13 protein-coding genes are annotated in these 13,907 nt (G+C 60.2%); 1 reads left to right on the top strand and 12 read right to left on the bottom strand.

All coding sequences use genetic code 11. From position 1 onward, the window contains the following. From BBB56_RS19475 to BBB56_RS19430, 10 genes are all read right to left on the bottom strand, one after another. On the bottom strand, positions 1 to 981 hold the full coding sequence (locus tag BBB56_RS19475) for a 6-phosphofructokinase (RefSeq protein WP_123802579.1): 981 nt from the start codon (positions 979 to 981) through the stop codon (positions 1 to 3). A 471-nt stretch (positions 982 to 1,452) separates the two neighbouring features. Continuing rightward, the gene (locus BBB56_RS19470; protein ID WP_123802578.1) at positions 1,453 to 2,037 is read right to left on the bottom strand and encodes a YceI family protein; all 585 of its coding nucleotides are present in this window, start codon (positions 2,035 to 2,037) and stop codon (positions 1,453 to 1,455) included. A 295-nt stretch (positions 2,038 to 2,332) separates the two neighbouring features. Continuing rightward, positions 2,333 to 4,618 carry a pyrroloquinoline quinone biosynthesis protein PqqF gene (gene pqqF / locus BBB56_RS19465; protein WP_123802577.1) on the bottom strand — a complete coding sequence of 762 codons (2,286 nt, stop codon included), beginning with the start codon at positions 4,616 to 4,618 and terminating at the stop codon, positions 2,333 to 2,335. Positions 4,619 to 4,620: 2 nt separating this feature from the next. Further along, entirely contained in the window at positions 4,621 to 5,763 is a 1,143-nt protein-coding gene (gene pqqE / locus BBB56_RS19460) for a pyrroloquinoline quinone biosynthesis protein PqqE (RefSeq protein WP_123802576.1), read from the bottom strand. Beyond that, a complete protein-coding gene (gene pqqD, locus BBB56_RS19455; RefSeq protein WP_123802575.1) occupies positions 5,750 to 6,028 on the bottom strand; it encodes a pyrroloquinoline quinone biosynthesis peptide chaperone PqqD in 279 nt (92 codons plus the stop codon). The genes pqqE and pqqD overlap by 14 nt, the downstream gene beginning before the upstream one ends. Positions 6,029 to 6,032: 4 nt before the next feature. Beyond that, entirely contained in the window at positions 6,033 to 6,788 is a 756-nt protein-coding gene (gene pqqC, locus BBB56_RS19450; RefSeq protein ID WP_123802574.1) for a pyrroloquinoline-quinone synthase PqqC, read from the bottom strand. A gap of 3 nt (positions 6,789 to 6,791) precedes the next feature. Beyond that, positions 6,792 to 7,709, bottom strand: coding sequence for a pyrroloquinoline quinone biosynthesis protein PqqB (pqqB, locus tag BBB56_RS19445; RefSeq protein WP_123802573.1), 918 nt, complete (start codon positions 7,707 to 7,709; stop codon positions 6,792 to 6,794). 53 nt (positions 7,710 to 7,762) lie between these two features. After that, positions 7,763 to 7,834 carry a pyrroloquinoline quinone precursor peptide PqqA gene (gene pqqA / locus BBB56_RS19440; protein ID WP_010617686.1) on the bottom strand — a complete coding sequence of 24 codons (72 nt, stop codon included), beginning with the start codon at positions 7,832 to 7,834 and terminating at the stop codon, positions 7,763 to 7,765. A 148-nt stretch (positions 7,835 to 7,982) separates the two neighbouring features. After that, positions 7,983 to 9,002, bottom strand: coding sequence for a dipeptidase (locus BBB56_RS19435; RefSeq protein WP_123802572.1), 1,020 nt, complete (start codon positions 9,000 to 9,002; stop codon positions 7,983 to 7,985). A 308-nt stretch (positions 9,003 to 9,310) separates the two neighbouring features. Then, the gene (locus BBB56_RS19430; protein WP_123802571.1) at positions 9,311 to 10,243 is read right to left on the bottom strand and encodes an ABC transporter substrate-binding protein; all 933 of its coding nucleotides are present in this window, start codon (positions 10,241 to 10,243) and stop codon (positions 9,311 to 9,313) included. Positions 10,244 to 10,427: 184 nt separating this feature from the next. Here BBB56_RS19430 and leuA point away from each other — a divergent pair, with 184 nt between their 5' ends. Then, positions 10,428 to 12,140 carry a 2-isopropylmalate synthase gene (gene leuA, locus BBB56_RS19425; RefSeq protein WP_123802570.1) on the top strand — a complete coding sequence of 571 codons (1,713 nt, stop codon included), beginning with the start codon at positions 10,428 to 10,430 and terminating at the stop codon, positions 12,138 to 12,140. On the opposite strand, the gene BBB56_RS19420 is transcribed toward leuA, so the two are convergent. Continuing rightward, positions 12,061 to 12,843 (bottom strand): AraC family transcriptional regulator, encoded by a 783-nt coding sequence (locus BBB56_RS19420; protein WP_123802569.1) that lies wholly within the window; start codon positions 12,841 to 12,843, stop codon positions 12,061 to 12,063. The two genes, leuA and BBB56_RS19420, sit on opposite strands and share 80 nt — an antisense overlap. 2 nt (positions 12,844 to 12,845) lie before the next feature. Then, a complete protein-coding gene (locus tag BBB56_RS19415) occupies positions 12,846 to 13,709 on the bottom strand; it encodes an NAD(P)-dependent oxidoreductase (RefSeq protein ID WP_123802568.1) in 864 nt (287 codons plus the stop codon). Positions 13,710 to 13,907: the final 198 nt, after the last annotated feature.

Raw genomic sequence — 13,907 nt, 5'->3', positions numbered from 1 at the left:
TCAGATTATATTGAGTTGTTTAGCGAGTTTGTAATAATGCCCTTCAGTATCGACAAGCCGTTTTTTCATGCTAATAAGATCAATAGGAATAGGTTTATTGCTGCCGTTAATGATCACGGCTTTATTTCGCATGCCCGATTGAATACAACGCACCACTTCGGTCGCCATGATGGCGCCCTGATAAATCTCTTCGCAGGTGGGATCGCCATTACGCAGGCCATAGCCGATAATCGTTTTCCGCACCCGCACGCCGGTAAGAGGCTCCAGCTGTTTGATCAGGGTATCGATAGCCCCCTGAAAACCAGGTGAATACTCCCGCGTGTAGCCTTCCGAGCAGAGGATCACCACGCTGTTCTGTATCTCCAGACGCGCCCGGATGCGTTCGGCAAGCTGCGGTACCGGGATCTGGCACTCCGGGATCAGGGCGAAATCGGCATTACTTTTAATCGCTGACTGAAGCGTCAGCTCGCCGCAAAAGCCGCCCAGCAGTTCCGCCATAAAGATGCGGCCGGTGAGCGCGCGCCCGGTATTGCGCAGCTTCGCCACCTCTTTTAATACCTGCTCGCAGGCAGTGGAAAAACCAATGGTGTAATCGCTGCCGAACACATCGTTATCAATGGTCATGCCGACGCCGAAACAGTTAACGCCAAATTCGCTCAGGGTATGCAGAAATTGCAGCGACCCGTCGCCTCCCGCCATAATTAATGTGTCGATGCGCAACGCTTTCAGCTGCCGCGCAATGCGTTCATATTCACTGCGAATCAGTTTTTTTTCCGTCCGACCGGACTGAATTAGCGGAATAGCGGCCACAGAATAATCAATTAAGTCGCGCCAGGTTATTTCCTGGTGACGATTGTCAAGCAGGCCCGGAATGCCCCCGTTAAATAACACCATTTCTGCCTGAGCCAGCCGCGCGATCTGAAAGATAAAATTATTAATTCCGCTAACGTCGCCACCGCTTATCACCATGCCAATTCTCATTTTGAAAACCTCTTCGGCTTAATCAGCTTTAAGGTTATTGTTTCGGGATAAAGGGCTGGAATTTGCAATGGACATCACAGATTGCGCAGAGATTAATGAATCGAGGAGCTTGACGCCGCTGCTCAGGGAGGGTTATTTGTGAGATAAATCACAGTTAATAAAATGTGGTCGGCAATTATTTTCTTTTTGCTTTCATCGGGTTGGCAGAAAATTTCCTAAAGACGTTACTGCGGCACGCCCGATAATGCATACGCTGTCAGCATTAATACGGAATTGTGATTGCTACCTCACTTTCAGGGTATTAACGCTGACTGCACGCGCAAAGGGTTATTTCACAGGTGATAGTTCAAAGGGTGACTATCAGGCAGAGGCAGGCACATTTAGCGCCGATATTAAGCAGAAATAAGGCGGAGATAAGCGGTATGGCAATAAAAAAACGCTCTCTCCCGATAATGAGAGAGAGCGTCAGGATTATTTCGCGTAGGCTTCGGTAGAAATCGTCAGCGTGACGTCATCGCCAACGGCCGGAACATATTTATCCAGCTTAAAGTCAGAACGCTTAATGGTTCCCGTCGCGTCAAAACCAATGGCCTGTTTTTTCACCATTGGATGCTCGCCCTGCTTGTTCAGCGTCGCGTGCAGCGTTACCGGTTTGGTGATGCCCTTCAGCGTCAGATTACCTTCAACGTCAAACTTATTGTCGCCTTTGGCGACGACTTTGGTGCTGTGGAAAGTCGCAGTCGGGTATTTGGCCGTGTCAAAGTACTCCGCGCCTTTAAATTCTTTGGTCAGCGCCGCAACATGGCTGTCGATCTGCGTAATCGGCAGCGTAACGTCAACGCGCGATGCGGTTGGGTTTTCGCTGTCAAACACCAGCGTGCCTTTAGTGTCTGGAATATCCGCCGTAGGATGAGAAAAACCGAAGTGAGTCCAGGTCACAATCACTGAAGTATGCGCAGGATCAAGCTCGTAGTGCTGAGCGGCAGCCTGAGACAGGGGGGCATAGAGGGCAGTAGCGGCCAGCAGCGGCAGCGCAAGACGTTTAAAATTTTTCACATTAGGTTCCTTTTAAAAACAGCTGAATCCATATGAGTGTCGCTGAAAGGTACGCGCAGATATAGTGAAGAGTTTTGGCCTTAATTTTCAAATAAATTCAGCAATATCCTGGCGTGACTATTGCGCAATAGCCTGATGCGACAGCAACTGGCGTTGCTACGGAAAAATAAGCGGGAAAGCTTACCGCGACCGGGAGCGTCTGTGGCGGCAAAAGTCTGTTTAAAACGATTCTCCGGAGCCTGCGCTGAAAATCCGCGTTGCAGACCTGGCCTGGTACCGGGCGCCTCTTCCGGTCTCAACGGGTGCGCAGCAGGACGCCGCTGTGCCACTCGTTCAGAAGATGCGTCTGCGCCTGATGCAGCGCTGTCTGAGTCAGGGCGGCAACCGACGCCTCGTCGATATCGCGCAGTCCGCCCACCCGGCGCAGCGCCAGCTGCATCGCCGCGACCGCCTCCTGCGGAGCAGCAAGCAGCGCGTGCAGGCGCGCCCGGCAGCTTTCCAGTATTTGCGGGTCGTCCGCTATGCGTAGCTGTTGCAGAAAAGTGTGGCACTGCGCCAGCAGCGCGTCGGGCGCGATGTCAGGCGACTGAAGCGCAAAAAGAATGCCGTCGCGATCGGCACAGCGATGATAGCGGCAGCTGACCACATAGCCGATCTGCTGCTCAACACGCATGCGCTGAAAAAAACGCGGCTCCATCAGCAGCGCCAGGGCGCGCAGCGCCGCCAGCGGGACCGCCGGTGGGCAAGGCAGAAACAGCAGCAGCGCGCTGTCTTTGCCTGGATGATCGACGATCAGCTGTCTGCCCCGCCGTTCGGGCTGTTCAGGGCGACCGGCATCCCAGACTATCGGGGCCAGCCACTGCGCGACTGCGGCATACTGCTTTGCGGTTCCGCCATGCAGCGCGGCGCGCCAGCGGCCTGTCCCGGCGGTTATACTGACAGCCTGCGGCAGCTGGCGCAGCAGCTCGCGAATCGCCACATCGTCCGGCGGCGCGGCGCGCCTGTCTTTTGCCGGAAAACGTAGCGCGTCAGGCAGCGAAGCCAGCCAGGCCTCACAGCCTGAGGGTAGCTGGGCTTCCAGCTGCCAGCTGCCCTGACTTTCCCGCCAGCCCGCTGCGCCCCCCTGATGACGCAAGAGCGCAAAAAGCGGGCGCAGTTGTCGGTCGAGGCCGACCGCCGTCGCCGGGCTGAGCGCGGTGAAAAAGTCGGGCCGCAGCAGTAAGGTAGCGGGCGCGCTGTCGGCGGCGAGATGCAGCAGCGGCGCGCGGGCGTCGGGCGGCGTCAGCGCTGCGGCAGGCTGCGCCAGCGGATGAAACTGCAAGGCAGGCGGCGCGTCCTGAACGGATACCGGCCGCCAGGCGCGCAGCATCAGCCTGAATCCCTGGGTTTCGACCGGTTCGCCCTGCACGCTGGCCGCACTCCACAGCCGCGCCTGCGGCGCGTCAGCCAGCTGTCGCAGCAGCGGCATAAAACCCTCCGCGCCCGCTGGCGGGGCAAATCCAAAGGCGCGTTCGCGCAGCTGATCGAGCGGCATCAGCGCCGCAAATCGCTGCTGCGCTAAATGCAGGTAGTGACGCTGCTGCTGCGGTGACGTAGTTGCCAGCGCTCGCAGCGCATGTGAAAACCAGGCGCAGACGGCGTCAGGATGATCGGTGTCGAACTGCAACGCCAGCCAGCCTCCGGCGCGGTCCAGACAGAGCCATTTCACCTCAAGCTGCTGCGCCCAGCGGCGCTGACGCAGGCTGGCCATCGCGCCGCCAGGCGCTTCGTCCTGCAAAAATTCGCGCAGCAAAGTGACACCGTCACGAATCGCATCGATATCGCCCCTCAGATAAGCGCTGATCCAGAGCTGGCCGTGTCCCTGGGTATGCAGCGCAATATCCGCATCGGCGACGAAACCAGGAGCGGCTGCCTGCGGCTCGCGTTCCCCGCCCTGCGGCAGCGACTGGCTAACGCGCAGCGCCAGCTGCGCCAGTTCGTCCAGCGACTGCGGTCCTTGCAGCCACAGCGATATCTGTCCGGTATGAAAAAATTGCTGGTGAAACTGGTGCAGCGCCTGTTTCAGCGCCCCGCTGTCTGCGCCAAACGCCTGGCGACTGCCAATATGGAAACGCTGAAAAGCAGACGGAGCGCTGACGCGGGTAAAGAGCGCGGCTTCGCGTCGTGACGGCGTATGCTGCTGAATAAGCTGGTATTCGGCATCGATCACGGCCGATTCCTGCGCAATCGCCTCAGGCGTAAACTGCGGCGCGGCCAGCATATCCGCCAGCCGCGTCACCCCCTCGGCCAGCAGACCGGGTTCCACCTCAAAAAACCAGGCGCTGCTGCGCGTCAGCGTCGTGGCGTTCAGCCGTCCGCCCGCCGCCTGCACCCAGGGCATTAGCCGATCGTTTCCCTGATAAGCGGCGCTGTCGCTGAACAGCAGATGTTCCAGCAGATGCGCCAGTCCCGGCCAGCGTTCGGGTTCATCATGGCTACCCGCCGCAACCTGCGCCAGCGCGGCGGCCTGACGCGCGTCCGGCTGATGGATTAGCGTAACGCGCAGGCCATTCGGCAGCCGCAGCTGGCGCTGTTCAGACATGGTTAAAAGGTCCGGGTTTTGTAGATTAGCTGCGAGTTGGCGCGGTTGCGGAACTGCAGCTGACCGATCTTCACGTCGCTACACGCCGCTTCGCGTCGCGCCTCAAGGATCACCTCGTGTTGCGGCGACTTGCTGCACACCGGATCAGCATTGTCCGCGTTGCCGGTCAGCATAAAGGCCTGACAGCGGCAGCCGCCAAAGTCTTTCTCTTTCTCATCACACGAGCGGCAAGGCTCAGGCATCCAGTCGAAGCCGCGATAGCGGTTAAAGCCAAAGGAGTGATACCAGATCTCCTCCAGCGGCTGCTCCAGCACGGAAGGAAAGGCGACCGGCAGCTGGCGCGCGCTGTGACACGGCAGCGCTGTGCCTTCCGGCGTGACGCTGAGAAAAATCGCTCCCCAGCCGCCCATACAGGGCTTGGGCCGCTCTTCATAATAGTCCGGGGTGACGAACAGCAAATTAGTCAGGTTGCCGGTGCCGCTCATACGCTCGCGATAGCGGCTGACCACCGCCTCCGCCTGCGCAATCTGCTCGCGCGTGGGCAACAGCCCCTGACGGTTAAGCTGCGCCCAGCCGTAAAACTGGCAGGTCGCCAGCTCGACGTCATCCGCTTCCAGCTCGATACAGAGATCGATAATCTTGTCGATCTGGTCAATATTGTGACGGTGTAACACAAAGTTCAACACCATCGGATAGCCATGTTTCTTCACCGCGCGCGCCATCTCCAGCTTCTGCTGGAAGGCTTTTTTCGACCCGGCCAGCGCAGCGTTGAGCGTTTCGTCGCTCGCCTGAAAACTGATCTGAATATGATCCAGACCGGCGTCGGCAAAGGCGTCGAGCTTTTTCTCCGTCAGGCCGATGCCGGAGGTGATCAGATTGGTATAGAAGCCGAGGTCGCGCGCCGCGCGGATCAGCTCCGGCAGATCTTTACGCGTCAGCGGTTCGCCGCCGGAAAAACCGAGCTGGACGCTGCCCATAGCGCGCGCCTGGCGAAACACCTCAATCCACTGCTCAGTGGTCAGCTCTTTTTCCTGCTGGGCGAAATCCAGCGGATTCGAGCAGTAGGGACACTGTAGCGGGCAGCGATAGGTCAGCTCCGCCAGCAGCCAGAGCGGCGGATTAACGGCAGGTTTATTCTGGGTCACGAAACTGTATCCACTTTTGTTCATACGCCGCGCGCAGGAAATCTTTTACGTCGTCGCCGACGCCGCCCGCTTCGGGGAAGCGCGCGTCAAGCGTGGCGATAATGGCGCTCACGCTCTCTTTACCGTTCACCAGCTCAAGGATAGCGGCGGCCGTTTCATTCAGCTTCGCCATGCCTTCCGGATAGAGCACCACGTGGCTCTCCTGCGCGGCTTCCCACTGCATGCGATAGCCGCGACGGAAAACAGGAATTGCGTTGTCATTCATGATGTTATACCAGTCTTGTGCTGTGCCAGGCCGCCTGATCGGTGACCGTATGGTAAGGGGGGCGCTTCAGCTCATACGCCATGGTCATGGCGTCCAGCATCGTCCACAAAATATCGAGTTTAAATTGCAGAATTTCCAGCATCCGGTTCTGCTTCTCCACCGTATTGCAAAATTCCAGCGCCAGCGCCAGACCGTGCTCGACGTCGCGGTTCGCCTGGCTCAGACGGCTGCGGAAATAGAAGTAGCCCTCTTCTTTAATCCAGGGATAGTGCTGCGGCCAGCTGTCGAGGCGCGACTGGTGGATCTGCGGCGCGAACAGCTCGGTCAGCGAACTGCACGCCGCTTCCTGCCAGTTGGCGCGGCGCGCAAAATTAACATAGGCATCCACCGCAAAGCGCACGCCCGGCAGCACATGCCGCTCCGACAGCAGCGCGTCGCGCGTCAGCCCGACCGCTTCGCCCAGCTGAAGCCAGGCTTCGATGCCGCCATCCTGACCGTTGCTGCCGTCATGATCCAGAATGCGCTGCACCCACTTGCGGCGCGTGGCGGGATCCGGGCAGTTCGCCATGATCGCCGCGTCTTTCAGCGGAATGCTGGTCTGATAATAGAAGCGGTTCGCCACCCACCCCTGAATTTGCTCGCGCGTCGCGCTGCCGTTGTGCATCGCGATATGGTAAGGATGATGGATATGGTAGTAAGCGCCTTTATCGCGCAGCGCCTGTTCAAACGCCTGCGGCGTCAGCGTCTCGGTTAGTTGCATCACTCAGCCCTGAAGGTGAATCGCCATACCGTCCCAGCTCACTTCAATGCCCTGCTGCGTCAGAAACTGACGCTGGGGCGACTGCTCGTCGAGGATCGGATTGGTGTTGTTAATATGAATAAGGATTTTGCGTTTCGCCGGCAGCGACGCCAGCAGCGCCATCAGCCCCTGCTCGTCAGAGAGCGCCAGATGGCCCATCGCCTTGCCGGTGTTGGTGCCGACGCCGGTGGCCTGTAGCTCGTCATCTTTCCAGACGGTGCCGTCAATCAACAGACAGTCGGCCTTGTGCAGCCAGGGCAGGATCACCGCGTCGGGTTCGCCGAGGCCCGGCGCGTAAAGCAGCGTCTGGCCGCTGGCGGTATGTTCGATAAACAGCGCCACATTGTGGCCCGGCAGCGGCCGGTCGCGATACGGCGAATAGGGCGGCGCATTGCTGAGAATAGGGATAGCGGTAAAGCGCAGCCTCGGACAGACGTCGACGGAGAACGGCTCCAGCGGCGCAATCGGACGGTGCTGTAGCCCGCCGTTCCAGTGTTTCAGCATGGTAAAGACAGGAAAGCCGCTGGTGAGATCGTTATGGACTTCGGGCGTGCACCACACCTGATGCGGACAGCCTTCGCGCAGGCTTAACAGTCCGGTGGTGTGATCGATCTGGCTGTCGGTAAGGATAATCGCGCCGATGGCGGTGCCGCGCAGCACGCCTTTTTTTATCAGTTCTGGCGTATGGGCGATCTGCTGGCTGATGTCCGGCGAGGCGTTGCATAACACCCAGTTTTCGCCGTCGTCGCTGAGAATAATCGAGGATTGCGTTCGCGCGCTGGCCTGAATAGTGCCGTTGCGCACGCCCTGACAGTTGGCGCAGTTACAGTTCCACTGAGGAAACCCACCGCCTGCGGCGGATCCAAGGACTTTGATAAACATAGGGGAAACCCGGCGTTGAAACAAAATGCCCGCGCAGCTGGCGGGCATGGATATTAACGGTTGGAGATGTACAGCGTCACTTCCAGACCGAGACGTAAATCAACAAATTCAGGTTTTTTCCACATAATAGTTTTCCTCTAAGGTGAATGAACAACGCGATACCGGTCAGGTATCATTACGCAAACAATCCAGTGATTATGCACGCAATTTTAAGCGGGCTGATGGTGCGCTAACGGCGTGTCAATATCAACCCGCAAATGTTAAGTAAATGAATCAGGCCTGCCAGATTTTTTGCAACAGGCGCTGCCAGTTGCGCGAGGCGAGTTTTTCCAGCCGATCCTGATCATAGCCCGCATCCCGGAAGGCCGCGAACAGCCGCGGTAATCCGGTCACGTCTTTTAACGCCTCTGGCGTGGAGATGCCGTCAAAATCAGAACCCAGTCCGACACAATCTTCCCCCATGATGGCGCTGAGTCGTTCATAGTGCCTGATGATGTCGCTCAGCGGCGTATCGCCGTCGCGCTTGCCGTCGGCGCGCAGAAAGGCGTTGCCGAAGTTAATGCCGACCATGCCGCCGCTGTCGCGAATGGCGGCAAGCTGCGCATCGGTGAGATTACGCGGCTGGGCGCAGAGCGCATGGGCATTGGAGTGTGTGGCGACCAGCGGCGAGGCAGACAGTTCGGCGGTCTGCCAGAACGCTTTCTCATTCATATGCGACACGTCGATCAGCATATTAAGGGCGTTAGCCTGCTTAATAAGCGCCTTACCCGCCTCCGTCAGCCCCGGACCGCTGTCGGGCGAGCCGGGAAAGCTTCCGGTGACGCCGGTGCCGAAGCGGTTGGGCAGATTCCAGAACGGGCCGATGCTGCGCACGCCCGCGTCGTAAAAGGCCTGAAGCTGTTCCCCTTCGGCATCCAGCGCGTCCGCGCCTTCGATATGCGCGACCAGCGCCAGCACGCCGTCCGCGCGACAGGCGGCAATGTCTGCGGCGCTGCGGCACAGGCGCGCGCGCCCCTGCGGCTCCTCGGCAATGAGTCTGAGAATGCCCAGCTGCTGCCGCATAATCTCCAGCGGCTGATAAGGCGCATCGGCAAGATGCGGCGCGATTTGAGCGATATAGGCCTGCGGCGGCACAAAAATAGCGAACAGGCCGCCGAAAAAACCGCCCTGCTGCATACGCGGAAAATCGAGGTGGCCCTGCGCAATGCCGTTGTAAAAGGCGTCGACCGGCGCGTCACGGTGATTGAGCCACAGATTGAGCAGCAGATCGTTATGGCCGTCAAAAGTTAACATCGGGGAAATAAGCGCTTAAAGAACTCAACATCGCGCTATGCTACGCGCACGTCGGGTAAACGCCAAATCAGATGGCACAAATGGTCACTCCAGGCGCGCCGGGGAACGAGCCAGCGTTGCCGTCCGCGACGATGCCAGCGCGAGGCGTCGCGTTAGCGTCCCTTCGCAAACCAGACGCGCCAGGCTCGTCTCGCATCCCCCTGGCCGCTCCGGCGCGCGCTCCTCTGCTGCTGCGCGCCTTTCCGGAGCGGCACGCTATGCGGGCAAACGCAGCGGCGATGCCTTGCCAGTGACCGCGCGTCACGGCGTTAGCTCCCCTGCGCCACCGTCAGACCGCGATAAAAGGTCGGCTTGACGTTCAGAGGTTGCTGGATCAGACCATATTTCTGATAAAAGTCTGCGGTTTCCTGCTGCTGCCGCACCGTGGCGTCATCGATGCTCTGCCAGTGCGACTGACGACGCGAGAAGGATTTTTCCGCCGCCGCGGGCGGAAAGCCGATAATCTTCGCCAGCGTCTGCGCATAGTCGCTGACGTGACTGTTCGCCCAGCGATCCGCCGCCGCCAGCCGGTTAACGTAATCCTGAAGCGCGGCGCGTTTCTCGTTGTCGCTGATAGCCGCGTCAGTGGCGGCGAGGAAGCTGTTGCCTGTCGCCAGCCCGACGCCGTTTACCAGCACGCGTCCCGTCTGCGTCACCTCCGCCAGCGCCGTATAGGGGTCCCAGGTGGCCCAGGCGTCCACTGAGTTATTGGTCAGAGCGATGCGCGCATCGGCAGGTTGCAGGAAACGCCAGCGCACATCCTTATCGCTTAAACCGGCCTGCTCCAGGGTCTTCAGCGCCTGAAAATGGCCGATGGAGCCGCGCCCGGTGGCGATACTTTTTCCTTTCAGGTCGGCAGCGGTTTTGATCGGAGAATCCGGGCGCACTAGTACCGCCAGCCCGGCGGGAACGGATTTGCTGACGGCCACCGCTTTTACCTGCGACCCGGCGGCCAGCGAAAACAGCAGCGGCGCATCGCCGATAATGCCCGCATCCACCGCGCCCGCGTTGAGCGCCTCCGCCAGCGGCGCGGCGGCGGGAAATTCCGCCCACTCGATGCGGTAGCTCAGGTTGTCAAGCTGATGCGCCGACTCCATTTCGGCGCGCATATTGCCCTTTTGATCGGCAATACGCAGCGTAACGGCCTGCGCGGACGATACGCCGGCCAGCGCCAGCGCAATGCAAACAGCGTGATATTTCATTCGGCTTCCTCTCAGCGCAAAAAAACCAGAGTAAACCGGACGCGGAAAATCGCCGATGCCGATTGCGCATGACCATTGTCGTCGAGCGCATAACGCTGTCGCTTTTGCGTCATCGGTTGTCAGCTTTGCGGGCGCGCAGCGGGCGGGCGACGCGGCAGACTGAACAGATTAATCAGGAGGTTCTATGTTGACGCAACCCGCAGAGAAGTACCGCGCTTTTCCCGTTATCGCCCTGCCCGATCGCCAGTGGCCGGATCGCCAGCTTACTGGCGCGCCGCGCTGGCTCTCAACCGATTTACGCGACGGCAATCAGGCGCTGGCCGAACCCATGGACGCCGAGCGCAAGCTGGCGTTCTGGGATCTGCTGCTGGCCTGCGGCTTTAAAGAGATTGAAGTCGCCTTTCCCGCCGCCTCGCAGACGGATTTTGACTTTGTGCGCCTGCTGATTGAGCAGCGGCGCATCCCTGAGGATGTGACGATCCAGGTGCTGACACAGGCGCGCGAAGCGCTGATCGCCCGGACGTTTGAGGCGTTGCAGGGCGCGCCGCGCGCGATTCTGCACCTGTACAATGCGACGGCGCTGCTGTTTCGCGAAAGAGTATTCGGTCAGAGCAAAGCGGAGATTATTGCGCTGGCCTGCGCGGGCGCGCGTCAGATCCGCGACGGCTGCGCCGCGCGTCCGGAAACGCACTGGACCTTTGAGTATTCGCCAGAAACCTTTTGCTTTACCGAGCCGGACTTTGCGCTGGCGATCTGCGAGGCGGTCGCGGAGGTGTGGCAGCCCTGCGCCGCGCGGCCGATGATCGTTAATCTGCCGGCCACCGTCGAGGTCAATACCCCCAACGTCTATGCCGATCAGATCGAATACTTCTGCCGTCGCTTCAGCCGTCGCGATGCAGTCTGTATCAGCGTGCATCCGCATAACGATCGCGGCACCGGCACCGCCTGCGCCGAACTGGCGCTGCTGGCGGGCGCCGGACGCGTAGAGGGCTGCCTGTTCGGCAACGGCGAGCGCACCGGCAATGTAGATATTGTCACCCTGGCGCTTAATCTCTACAGCCAGGGCATCAGCCCGCAGCTCGACTTCAGCGACATCGGCAAGGTGATCGAGGTGGTCACCCGCTGCAACCAGCTGCCGGTGCATCCCCGCCATCCCTATGCGGGCGAGCTGGTCTTTACCGCCTTTTCCGGCTCGCATCAGGATGCCATTCGCAAGGGCTTCGCTGTCCGCCAGCAGCAGCAGGAGACCATCTGGCAGATGCCCTATCTGCCGCTCGATCCCGCCGACATCGGCTGTAGCTATGAGGCGGTGATCCGCGTCAACAGCCAGTCGGGCAAGAGCGGCGCCGCCTGGCTGCTGGAGCAACATCACGGCCTGACGCTGCCGCGCGCGCTGATGCAGGATTTTAGCCTGCGCGTGCAGCAGGAAACGGACCGTCACGGCAGGGAGATGACGCAGCGCGCTGTCTGGCAGCTTTTTTGTCTGCACTACGGCATAGAACAGCCCGCACTGAAGCTGCTGAAAGCGGAAAGCCGCAGCGACGGCGATCTGACGCAGCTGGAGGCCAGCCTGGCCGTGAACGGCGGCGCGCGCCGCCTGCGCGGCAGCGGCAACGGTCTGCTGTCAGCGGCGGTGGCAGCGCTGCGGCAAGCCACTGGGCGCAGCCTGACGATTGCGGATTATCATGAGTATACGCTGGGCAAACGCAGCGACAGCCGCTCGGTCGCGTATGTGTGCTGCCTGAATGGCCAGGGCGAACGCGCCTGGGGCGTGAGCATCGACAGCGACATCGCCCGCGCCTCGCTCCAGGCGTTGCTTAACGCAGCGTCCGCTTTTCTGCCTGCGGAAAATAGGTTGCCGGCGTCACGCCCAGCAGACGACGAAACATCGCGCTAAAGGCGCTGGGACTGTCATAGCCCAGATCGAGCGCCACGCGCAGCACTGACTCGCCCTGCGCCAGTCGCGTCAGGGCGATGGCCAGACGCGCGCGCCGGACCCAGTCGCTGAAATGCAGTCCGGTCTCACGCAAAAAATGGCGCGCCAGCGTGCGGCCAGAGAGATTTAACCGACGCGCCGCGCCCTCCAGCGTCCAGCTGTCGCCTGGCGACTGCTGGATGGCGCGACAAAGGTGTTGCAGGCGCGCGCTCTGCGGCTCCGGCAGGCTAAAGGGCAGCACGTCCATACTGCGCAGCTCATCCAGAATCAGCTCATAAATGCGCTCGCTGCGGCTGCCGGGGGCATAGATTTCCGGCAGCGGCAGCGACGTTACAATCAGCTCGCGCAGCAGCGGCGAAATCTGCACCACCTGACAACCGGCTGGCAGATCCGCTCGCGCCAGCGGATCGACGAACAGCGTTCGCGCCGCCACTTTACCGGTGATATGAAGCGCGTGGCGGGTAAAGGCAGGCAGCCAGACGCCCCGGCTCGGCGGCACAATCCAGCTGCCCTGCGCGGTATCGACGCGCACTACGCCGCTCAGGGTATGGATCAGCTGCGCGCAGCTGTGGTGATGCCAGGGTTCGCTGTCGCCGTGCGCATAATCATGCGCATAAGGCACCAGCGGCCGGGTGGTAAAATCAAACGCCAGCCGCGCCGACACGATTACGCCTTCAGATACTGATAGACCGACGCCAGATCCTGCTCGCCATAGCCCGCGTCTACCGCCTGCTGCCACAGTTCAGCGATATGCTCCAGCGCGGGAAGCTTCGCGTCGCCCTTTGCGTCCAGCGCCAGCTTCGCGTCTTTCAGCGCCCAGAGCAGATGCATCTGCGGGGTAAAATCGCCGCTGGCGATCGTGGCGAGCTTCACCTTTGCATAGGGCGCAGCCAGCGGGCCGCCATCCAGCACCTGCCACAGATCGTCGGGAGTGAAGCCGAAGGTTTCCGCAAGGCGCGTGCTTTCGGCCAGGCTCTGCATCAGACCAATCAGCCAGCTGTTGACCACCAGCTTCATGCGGGAGGATTTTCCCGCCTCGCCCAGCCACTGCGTGCCTTTGCCGATGGCGGCGAAAACGGTTTCGGCCCCCTGCGCGCGCGTCTGGTCGCCGCTGGCCATCACCAGAATTTGCGCGTTTTCGGCCGGCGCTTTGGTGCCGGAAACCGGGGCGTCGATAAACACCACGTCGGCGCGCTGTTCGGCAAACCAGGCGATCAGCGCATCGGTTTTCTCTACGCCGATGGTGCCCATCTGCGCCACAGTTGCGCCCTGCTTCAGCGCCTCTTTCACCTGATGCAGCGTATGTTCTGTGGTTTCGCCGTCGGACAGCATGGCAATCACCACGTCAGCAGACTCGACCGCCTGCTCCGGCGTGTCGGCCAGGCGCAGGCCTGACTGCAGCAGATCCTCGCCGCGCGCGCGCGTGCGGTTCCAGCCGTAAACGGTAAAGCCCTTTTTCAGCAGGTTGGCGGCAAAAGCGTGTCCCATTGCACCCAGACCTAATACGGCGACTGTTGGTTGTTGACTCATACGTATTCCTTTCTGTTGTCGTGACGGGCTGATATATGCGGCGTGACGCCAGACGCATCCGGCAAACTAAGCGATTAAGACTGAAGGGAAAGTCGGCAAAAATCCAGTGAGGAAAAACATTTTTCGCCCCTGAATTTCGCTTTAATCGACCTTATTATTTACGCTTTTCAAATAATCGTAAAAAACCGTAACATATGC

Source organism: Candidatus Pantoea deserta (assembly GCF_003813865.1).
Classification (GTDB): Bacteria; Pseudomonadota; Gammaproteobacteria; order Enterobacterales; family Enterobacteriaceae; genus Pantoea; species Pantoea deserta.
The sequence above is the reverse complement of the archived record's forward strand: the minus strand, read 5'-3'. Positions and strand labels throughout refer to the sequence as shown.